Source organism: Pyxidicoccus fallax (genome assembly GCF_012933655.1).
Classification (GTDB): Bacteria; Myxococcota; Myxococcia; order Myxococcales; family Myxococcaceae; genus Myxococcus; species Myxococcus fallax.
Genome location: NZ_JABBJJ010000428.1, coordinates 1 through 9,326, shown reverse-complemented (window position 1 = coordinate 9,326; position 9,326 = coordinate 1). Strand labels below are relative to the sequence as shown.

General features: G+C 71.5%; 8 protein-coding genes. 4 read left to right on the top strand and 4 right to left on the bottom strand.

What is annotated here, in order from left to right; translation table 11 throughout:
* Window positions 1–592: 592 nt before the first annotated feature.
* Window positions 593–1,702, top strand: coding sequence for a M35 family metalloendopeptidase (locus HG543_RS47670; RefSeq protein WP_169351623.1), 1,110 nt, complete (start codon window positions 593–595; stop codon window positions 1,700–1,702).
* A gap of 80 nt (window positions 1,703–1,782) precedes the next feature.
* Window positions 1,783–2,373, top strand: a complete 591-nt coding sequence (locus HG543_RS47665) for a protease (protein ID WP_169351622.1) — start codon at window positions 1,783–1,785, stop codon at window positions 2,371–2,373.
* 45 nt (window positions 2,374–2,418) lie between these two features.
* Here HG543_RS47665 and HG543_RS47660 read toward each other — a convergent pair whose 3' ends face one another.
* From HG543_RS47660 to HG543_RS47650, 3 genes are all read right to left on the bottom strand, one after another.
* Window positions 2,419–3,339 carry a diacylglycerol kinase catalytic domain-containing protein gene (locus HG543_RS47660; protein WP_169351621.1) on the bottom strand — a complete coding sequence of 307 codons (921 nt, stop codon included), beginning with the start codon at window positions 3,337–3,339 and terminating at the stop codon, window positions 2,419–2,421.
* Between the two features lie 17 nt (window positions 3,340–3,356).
* Window positions 3,357–4,373, bottom strand: a complete 1,017-nt coding sequence (locus tag HG543_RS47655) for an SPFH domain-containing protein (protein ID WP_211194666.1) — start codon at window positions 4,371–4,373, stop codon at window positions 3,357–3,359.
* 90 nt (window positions 4,374–4,463) lie between these two features.
* Complete coding sequence (locus tag HG543_RS47650) at window positions 4,464–7,103, bottom strand: DUF5916 domain-containing protein (protein ID WP_169351619.1); 2,640 nt, start codon at window positions 7,101–7,103, stop codon at window positions 4,464–4,466.
* Window positions 7,104–7,226: 123 nt separating this feature from the next.
* On the opposite strand from HG543_RS47650, the gene HG543_RS47645 reads away from it, so the two are divergent.
* Together HG543_RS47645 and HG543_RS47640 are read left to right on the top strand one after the other, a co-directional pair.
* A complete protein-coding gene (locus tag HG543_RS47645) occupies window positions 7,227–7,934 on the top strand; it encodes a metallophosphoesterase family protein (RefSeq protein ID WP_169351618.1) in 708 nt (235 codons plus the stop codon).
* A gap of 225 nt (window positions 7,935–8,159) precedes the next feature.
* A complete protein-coding gene (locus HG543_RS47640) occupies window positions 8,160–8,831 on the top strand; it encodes an imm11 family protein (protein ID WP_169351617.1) in 672 nt (223 codons plus the stop codon).
* Between the two features lie 4 nt (window positions 8,832–8,835).
* Here the strand turns inward: HG543_RS47640 and HG543_RS47635 are convergent.
* Window positions 8,836–9,326, bottom strand: a 491-nt coding sequence (locus HG543_RS47635) for a lysylphosphatidylglycerol synthase domain-containing protein (protein ID WP_211194665.1), incomplete at its 5' end; no start/stop codon positions are given.

Here is a 9,326-nt window from a genome sequence, read left to right as displayed (position 1 = left end):
GGGGGAGGGAGTCTCCGTGGAGGCCGGCGCGTGCGCACAGGCCCCGGAGACGAGCAGCAACAGGGCGGGGGTGAGGATTCGCATGGGGTGCACTCTACCCAGGTGCCCCGGCTTACTTGAAATTCCGGACCCGCACGCGCGAATCCCAGACACGAACACGCGAGGCGGACGCGTTGTCCCACGCTCGCGACGGCGCCGTGCACGCATGGCCCGGCGGCTCATCGCAACCCCGCGTCACTCCTCGCTTCACGTGCGCCATGACGGGTGGAGCGCGCGCTGGCCCAGGCCTTGCTCAAGCAGGAGGGTGCCACGCGACACACAGGCGCGGCAGGGAGAGCATGGTCATGAAGACTCAAGCGGAGAGCCGGTTCGACACGGTGGTCCTCGCCCTCGGGCCGTTGATGGCCGCGCAAGTGTTCGGCCTGGCGATGCTGTTCGTCGCCTACGTGTACCCCTGAGACACGACTCGGCGGGACCTGGACGGGGCGACACACAGCTCGATATAACCGGGATAGCGCGACAGGCTTGTACTCACAGTATAGGCCGCCGCGCACGCAACGCTTCCCCCTCGAGCTGAAAGGAAGTCCCCGACATGAGCCTGAACCTTCGTGGTCGCCTCAATTGGTGGATGGGTGCACTCGCTGGCGCGTCGCTGCTGGGCGCGTGTGGAGCGCCGGATGAGCGCGCGGCGGAGCCGGTCGAGTCGACCGACGGTGTGAAGGACGCGGCGGCGGGAGACGTGGCGGTGAAGCTGTCGGTGGGCAAGTCGTCGCTGGCCGCTGGCGACAGCGTGCTGGTGACGGTGACGCTGACCAACGTGACGTCGCAGCCGGTGCGCCTCTTGAAGTGGCATACGCCGGTGGACGGCCTGCTGGAGGACCTCTTCGTGGTGGAGGCCGACGGCGTGGCGGCGGAGTACAACGGCCGTCACTACAAGTGGGCCACGCCGGAGGCGCATGACTGGCTGCGCCTGGCGCCGGGCGAGAGCTCCACGAGCACCGTGGACCTGGCGACCATCTACGACCTGTCCCGCACGGGCCAGTACACCCTCCGCTACGACTCCGAGGCGCACCACGGCCGCGACCACGCGGGCGTGTCGCAGCTGCGCTCGGACAGCCTGAGCGTGTTCATCGAGGGCCGGCCCTTCAAGCTGCCCGAGGCGCAGGCCGCGGACACCGTCGTGGCCCAGGCGCTGTCCACCGCGAACTGCACCAGCACCCGCGCCTCCACGGTCTCGTCCGCGTTCAGCGCCGCGCAGACCATGGCCAACGGCTCGGTGAGCTACCTGACCAACACCACGCCGGGCAACACGTCCCGCTACCGCACGTGGTTCGGCACCTACAGCAGCACGAACTGGAACACGGCGAAGTCGCACTTCACGGCCATCAAGAGTGCCTTCGACACCCGGTCCACCATCGTGGACTGCAACTGCACGTCCAGCGCGTACGCGTACGTGTACAAGAATCAGCCGTACCGCATCTACGTGTGCAACGCCTTCTGGAACGCGCCGATGACGGGCACGGACTCCAAGGGCGGCACGCTGGTCCACGAGATGAGCCACTTCACCGTGGTGGCGGACACGGATGACCACGCCTACGGCCAGAGCGCGGCCAAGAGCCTGGCGACGTCCAGCCCCACCCGCGCCCTCGACAACGCGGACAACCACGAGTACTTCGCGGAGAACACGCCGGCTCTGCCGTGACAACCCGCCGGTGACATGATGTGAAGCACGGACGGGGGCGGCGACGCCCCCGTTTTCTTTTTCAGGGAGTCCCATTCTCAATGACTCGTGGAACGCTGGGACAGGTCGCACTGCTGTGCCTGGGAGTGCTGGGAGGCGGCGCGTGCGCGTCGCGTCCGGAGGCAACACCGCCGAAGGAGGAGCCTCGGCGCGAGGAGACGGCCATGCCAACGACGGAGACGCCGGCAGCGACGGCGAGGACCCTGGAGTGCGCGCTGAGCGGCCCCGCGACGGTGAAGGCGGGCCAGCCGGTGGAGGTGCTCTTCCGGCTGACCAACCGCACGTCGGCGCCGCTGTACGTGCTCGACTGGCACACGCCCCTGGAGGGGATTCGCAACAACATCTTCGAGGTGACGCGCGACGGCACCGAGGTGCCCTACATCGGCGAGATGATGAAGCGCGGCGCGCCCCAGGCGGACGACTACGTCACCGTGGCCCCGGGCGCGACGGTGGAGGGCAAGGTGGACCTGTCGCGCGGCTATGACCTGCGCCAGCCGGGCCGCTACCGCGTCGCGTTCATCAACCGGCTGATGGACGTCGCCACCGACAAGGCCGCGGTGCCGCCCGCCATGGGCGAGTTCCGCGAGGCCCAGGTGACGTGCCCGCCGTTCGAGACCACCGTCACGCCGTGAGGCCGGGGCGGGAGCGCGGGCCCCAGGGCTTCCGCGCTCCCGCCGTCAGCCCACCACCAGCCGGGCGCGCTGCTTCGCCGGGCGGATGCGCGCCGTGGCGCCGGCGCCGAAGGCGAGGAAGTCCTCCTCCACGCCGTCGCTGAAGATGACGCCCCCCGACGCCATCCGCGACTCCAGCACCAGCTCGCGCTCCTCCGTCACGAAGCCCCCCACCAGCTCCGCCGTCGAGTGGCGGCTGAGGAAGGGCTCGCGCACCACGAAGGCCAGCCGGGGCTCCTCCCAGCCCAGCTTCCACGGCGCGCCCGGCGTCCCCCCCGTCAGCTCCGTGAGCTGCCGCGTCAGCGTGAAGACCGAGGACAGCCACCCGCTGGAGCCCGCCCCCGTGGACACCAGCACCCCGCTGGACGACTGCGACTCCTCGCTCTCCCCGTAGCGCAGCCGGTAGCGCGCGGACACGTGCGTGCGCGCGCCGATGAACAGGTCGTTGAAGGCCAGGAGCCGCTGCCCGTCCTCCAGCCGCGCCTCCGCCAGCGTCACCCGCCGGTAGCCCGCCTTCCCGTCCAGCACCCGCCGCACCGCGCCTCGCGCGTCCGCCACCTGGTGCGGCAGGAGGATGCCGTCGAAGCGCTCCGGGTCCGGATTCACGCCCACCAGCGGCTGCTCCCCCACGTACTTCGCCACGTTCGCCACCAGCCCGTCCTGCCCCGCCACCACGACGATTTCCTTCCCCGTGAAGAGGAAGGTGGGCACGAGGCTCCGGTCCACCTGCTGCACCGGCAGCCCCAGCGCCAGCGTGTCCCGCAGCCCGTCCACCGCCCGCCGGTAGGCCTCGTCCTCGCGCGAGAACTCCTCGAAGTCCTGGCCGGCGTGCTCCACGTAGAACTTCGCCTGCTTCTTCGTGTTGAAGCGCTCCACCAGCCCCGCCAGCCGCGTGCGGCGGGTGACGAGCACGATTTTCTCGTACATGGCCCCCCCTTTCGTGCTCAGCGCTCGCGCGGGCCCGTCGGCTTCTGGCCGCGCGCGGACTTCGCGCCGTCGCCTCCACCCCCCGAGCCGCTCACCAGCGAGTGCAGCAGGTCCGGCGACACGTTCAGCTCGCCGATGCGATGCGCGTTCTCCGCCATCTCCCGGAACGCGAGGGCGATGTTCAGCGCCGGGTCCCCGCCCCCCGCGGACGTGGCCATCAGCGTCTTCCAGTCCACCCCGCGCACCGGGGCCAGCGTCTTCTCCAGCGCGTACGCGCGCGCGTCCGCCGCCTGCCGCTCGTTCTCGCTCCAGCGCTCCATCAGCGCCGAGCGCTGCTGCTCCACGGCGATGTCCGCCGCCATCTTCGCCTCGCGAATCTGGCGCTGCCGCTCCTCTACGGCCAATTCCGTGGCCAGCTCGCTCTCGCGGATGCGGCGCTCCTGCTCCACCGCGGCGTTGCGGCGCGCGTAGATGGCCTCGTCCGCCGAGCGCTGCAGGGCCTCGCGCGCCTCGGCCTCCAGCGCCCGCGCCATCTCCGGCGTGGGCTGCACCGACAAGAGCGAGAAGGCCATCACCTCCACGCCCAGCCCCCTCACCTGCTCCGCCCCCGCCAGCGACGCGAGCACCTGGGCTTCAATCGTGTCCGCGTGGACCAGCACCTCGCGCAGCGCCATGCTCCGCACCACCGTGCGCGCCCGCACCTGCGCCACCTGCACCAGCCGCTCCGCCAGCTTCTCCGGGTCGTCCGAGCGGTGACGCCCCGATGGAGTCAGCGAGTAGTCCAGCAGCGACGCCAGCCGCTTGGGGTCCGCCACCCGGTACGTGAGCTGCCCCTGCAGCGTCACCGCCTGGAAGTCCCGCGTCACCTCGTTGAAGGCGAAGGGCACGTCCGCGCTCGACAGCGGCACCGCCACCAGCGTCGCCGCCGGCTTCCAGTAGAAGAACGAGAGCCCCGCCCCCTCCCGCACCACGCGTCCCCCCTCGAACTGCATCACGTACGTCGTGGGTGCCGCCTTCATGTACCCGATGAACATGGGCCCGCCTCGCTGCTTCGTGTATTTTCGACACAACCTTAGTGTCGAACGAACACGTTTGCAACCCGAACCGCGGTCTGGCGCGCCGCTTCAGTCCACCGGCCACCACCACGAGAGCTTCATCGCGAAGGTGTGGCTGCCCGGGGCGGAGAAGCTGTTGCCCAGCGCGGCGGCCTCCAGCACGCGGCCCGGGACGCGCTCGCTCGCGCGGTCCTGCTGCCACACCAGGAAGAGCGTGCTGCCCGGCCGGAACTCCCAGCGCACCACGAGGTTGCTGCGCAGCGAGCGAATGTTGAAGTCCGGGTCGTCCACCTCGAAGGCCACCCCGTCCGCGTCCACCAGCCGCAGCGTGCCGTCCTCGCGGGTGACGTTCCCGTCGCCGTAGCGCAAGAGCTCGCGGCTCCGCGCGCGGGCCAGCTCGCCGAAGCGGTGGTAGCTCCCGCTGGACGCGAAGGGCTCCGCGTACAGCTCCACGCTCAGGTCCGGGGTGACGAAGAAGTCCGCGCGCAGCCGCGCGAACAGCTCCCGCCGGTCCACCGCGCCGAAGACGTAGCGCTGGCCGAACGTCTCCGGCCTCCCACCGTCCACCTCGGCCACGTACTGCGGCTCCTCCGTGAAGCTCGACAGCCCCGGCTCCACCGACAGGCGCAGCCGCTGCGTGGGCTGCACGCCCAGCCGTCCCCCCAGCGTGTACCCGCGGCTGCCCGTCTCGTAACGCCACGTCTTCGCGCTCAGGTTCCACCGCGTCGTCGCGCTGTAGGCGTTCTCCAGCTCGAAGAGGAAGTCCACCCCCTGCCCCGTCTGCATCAGCGGCCCGCCCCGCGTCAGCACGTCCGACAGCGCGCGCGGCTGGTACGTGGCCGTCAGCGAGCCCGACCAGAAGTTGGGGAAGGTGACGCTCGCCGTCGAGGACACGGTGGTGGACTGCCGCACGCCGCCGTAGTTCCAGTTGTTGATGAGCGCCAGCTCCACCTCGAAGCCGCGCAGCCACGGGCCCGGCTCGGTGTCCCGGTACGTCAGGCCCAGCTCCGCCTCCAGGTCATCCGCCGTCTGCAGGCTGCCCACGTCGTTGATTTCGAAGCCCGGCGACTCCACATAGCCGCCCATCTTCCACAGCCAGTTCTCGCCGCTCACCCGCTCCAGCGACGCGCCCGCGGTGTAGCCGGACAGCGACGTGGCCTCCGGGTCCACCCGCACGTAGGACTGGTCCGGCCGTTGATAGAACCGCGCGCTGGAGCGCTGCAGCCGCTCCATGGCCTCGCGCGTGCCGCTCACGTGGCTGCCGCCCGCGTACGCGGTGAGCGCGTACTGGCCGCCCGGGCCCAGCCGGAAGGACGCGTCCGCGCTCGCCGTGTACGCCTGCCGCGGCAGGTTGAAGGCGAGGCTCTCTCCCCGGCCCGAGGGCGTCACCGCCCGGTTGACGCCCGTCAGCATCGCCCCCACCACGGACGCGCCGCCCAGCTCCTGCTGCAGGCGCACCACGCCGTAGCCCGTGAAGGGCTCCAGCCCCACCCGCCCCTCCTGCGCCGTGTCGAAGTCGTAGACGTCCGCGAAGCTGCCGCCGGTGACGGCGCCCAGCGCGCCCACCGACAGGCCCGACGCCAGCCGCCCGGTGAGCTTCCCCGCCCCCCACAGCGTGCTGGCCCGCGGCGCCTCCACGTAGTCGCGCTGCGAGCGCAGGTCCGCCAACAGGCGCGGCGAGGCGCCGATGCGGCGCGAGTAGAAGTACGTGGGCCCGACGCTGGTGAAGCGCTGCGCGCCCTCGGTGAAGAAGGGGCGGCGCTCCTCGAAGATGTTCTCGAAGGCGCTCAGGTTCACCACCGCCGGGTCCGCCTCCACCTGACCGAAGTCCGGGTTCACCGTGGCGTCCAGCGTGAGGTTGGGCCCCAACCCCAGCTTCACGTCGCCGCCCACGCGGCCCGCCCAGTCGCGCCGCGAGTCGTAGGGCGTGCCCGCGCGCGGGTTGCGGCCGGAGTTCACCTGCCAGTCCCCCGCCACGTACGGCAGCAGCTCCAGCCGGCGCGCGGGCCGCACGCCGCGCACGCCCGTCAGCTCGCCGAACCAGGACGCCCAGCCGGTGACGTGGCGCGGCACCACCACCCAGAAGTCGTCCTCGTTGCGGCGCGGCACGTAGCGGTTGAGGTTGAGCCCCCACGACTGCTCGTCCGCGTCGTTGAAGCGCAGCTGCGAGAAGGGGATGCGCAGCTCCGCCACCCAGCCCTCGCCCGTCAGTCGGGTGCGAGCCTGCCACACAGGGTTGTAGGAGAAGTCCCGCTCGTACTCGCTGTCCACGGGGTGGAACCAGTCCACGCGCTGGCCCGCGGCCGTCACCGCGAAGCTGTACGCGGTGCGCTTGTCGTTCCAGGTGTCGAGCGAGACGATGAGCCGCTCGGCCACGCCGCTCTCGTCCCTGCGCGTCATCACCGTCTCGATGTCCGCTGCCGAATCGCTGAACATCCGCGCGCCGACATAGAGCGCTTCGGAGTCGTAGACGAACGCCACCTCCGTGCGCAGGGTGGCGGGGAGACCCTGGTCCGGCTCCTTCTGGACGAGGTCGGTGGTGAAGATGGCCTGAGTCCAGGCCGCGTCGTCCAGCAGGCCGTCCAAGACGGGCGGCTGCTCCACGCGCACCGCCGACACGCTCCTACGAGGCCCCGGCTCCCGGGCATGGACCAGCGCACTCCCCAGGAGCAGCATGCAGAGACAGAACGGAACGACGCGGGGACACATGAATGGGAGGCACCGTACACACGCCCTCCCGGGAGTCCACCCCCACGGGGTGAGAAGTTCACGCCTGGTCCATACATCCGCCACGAAACGTCTCTACCTTCCGCACGCCCTTCGGGAGGCTTCATGCGCATCGCGGTGATTTCGGACCTTCATCTCGGCCGCCGGGACGCGGCGGACCACTTCGGGCACGACGACTCCGTCTTCCTGCGCTTCCTGCGCTTCCTGGAGAGCAACTTCGAGCGCATCGTCCTGCTGGGCGACATCTTCGAGACGCTCACCCCGCGCGTTCCGTGGGGACAGGCGGCCGAGCTGGCCGCGGCCCGCGCCGCGCACCCCGAAATCGTCCAGCGCTTCGCCCGGCCCCAGTACCACTACATCCACGGCAACCATGACCTGGTGGCCGGCACCCTGCTGGGCGCGCCCGAGCAGCTCGTGCTGGAGGCCGACGGGGTGAGGATGCTGTTCACCCACGGGCACCACCACGACTGGGTCATCCGCAAGGCGCGCTTCCTGTCGGAGGCCGCGGTGTGGGCCGGCGCGTGGCTGCGGCGCATGCGGCTGCGGGCCATGTTCCGCATGTTCCAGGCGCTGGACGCGCGGCTGACGAACGCGCTGCCGGACCCGGCGCGCTGCACCTTCCAGCGCTGGGCCCTGGCGCGCGCCCATGACAGCGGGGCCGACATCGTCGTCACCGGGCACACCCACATGGGCATGCGCGTGGAGCACGGCAGCCGGCTGTTCCTCAACAGTGGCACCTGCTCGGAGGGCCACTTCTCCTTCCTCAGCCTGGATACGCGCACCGCGAGCTACGGGCTGCACACCACCTGGTAGGCCCTTCGGCCCTGGCCGTCCGGGGAGGAGGCAGGGAGCCCGGGCGCCCCCCGTCAACGCCCTCCCACCCTGATGGGGAGCGGCTAGAATCGGCGGATGTTCAGGCGGCTCACCCAGGCCCTTCGCGTGCTGGCGCGACGCTCTACGAGACAGGGCGCCGGCCCGGGTGTGGAGACCCTCTGGGACGCTCCGACGGAGCCGCCCCCGGAGGGAGGCTCCCGGCGGATGTCCGCGGCCCGACGGGCCTCGCCGCGCCCCACCGTGCCGGTGCGCTACTACGACCTGCACGACGACTTCCGCGCCCCCGGCCGCCGGGAGCTGAGCGACCCCGTCTCGCTGGACCGGCGCAAGAAGGTGGACTCCGTCTGGCTGTTCACCTCGGGCGCCCCCGTGAAGGGGCTGGGGAAGCTGCGGGCCACCGTGCAGCCCGAGGGCCGGCCGCTCGACTTCTCGCTCGCCGGGGCCGGGCTCACGCCCATTGTCCACGCGCGCGTGGCGTCCATCTTCCGCGAGCTGGCGCCGGACGACGTGCAATTGCTGCCCGTGGAGGTGGAGGACTGCGACGAGCGGTACTTCATCCTCGTGGCCACCCGGCTGGTGCGCTGCATCGATGATCGCGCCTGCGCGGAGGCCCGCCGGTACACGCCGGAGGACGGCCTGCCCGAGCGCGTGGGCCACTACCGCACCGTGCGCGGCCTGCGCATCGACCCCATGAAGACGGACGGCGCGCGGGTGTTCCGCTCCTGGGGCTGGCCGGTGAGCCTCATCGTCTCCGAGGGCATCAAGGAGGCCCTGGAGCACGCCGGTGTCACCGGCGCCCGCTTCGCCGAGGTGACGGGCCCCTCCCCCGGCAAGAACCGGCGCAAGGCCCGGCGCAAGACGCGCGAGCCGAGCTGAGCCCTCATGCGGTGATGCCGCCCTCGGGGACGCCGGCCTCCAGCTCCAGGCGCTGGCCCCGCGCCCGCGCCTGGAGGACGAGCAGCGCGGCGCCCACGCCCATCCAGCACAGCTCGCGGGCACGCTTGAGCAGGACGAAGGCCGCCACCGCGCTCAGCGTGTCCCCGCCTCCCGAGAGGAACGCGGCATAGCCCGCGTCCTGCACGCCCAGGCCCGCGGGGATGAAGAAGGCCAGCGCGCGCAGCACGGACATCACCGCCTCCAGCGCCACCGCGTCGCCGAAGGTGACGTCGAAGCCCAGCAGGCGCAGCAGCAGGTACGCCTCCACGGACTCGGCCAGCCACATGCCCACGTAGAGCAGCGCGGGCACCCCCAGCCGGCGCGGCACCAGCACGCGGCCCAGCGCGCCGTCCGCCCGCTCCAGGTCCGCCCGCTGGCGCTCCACCCACCCGCGCACCGCCGCGACGGGCAGCCGCTGGAGCCACCGGCCCACGC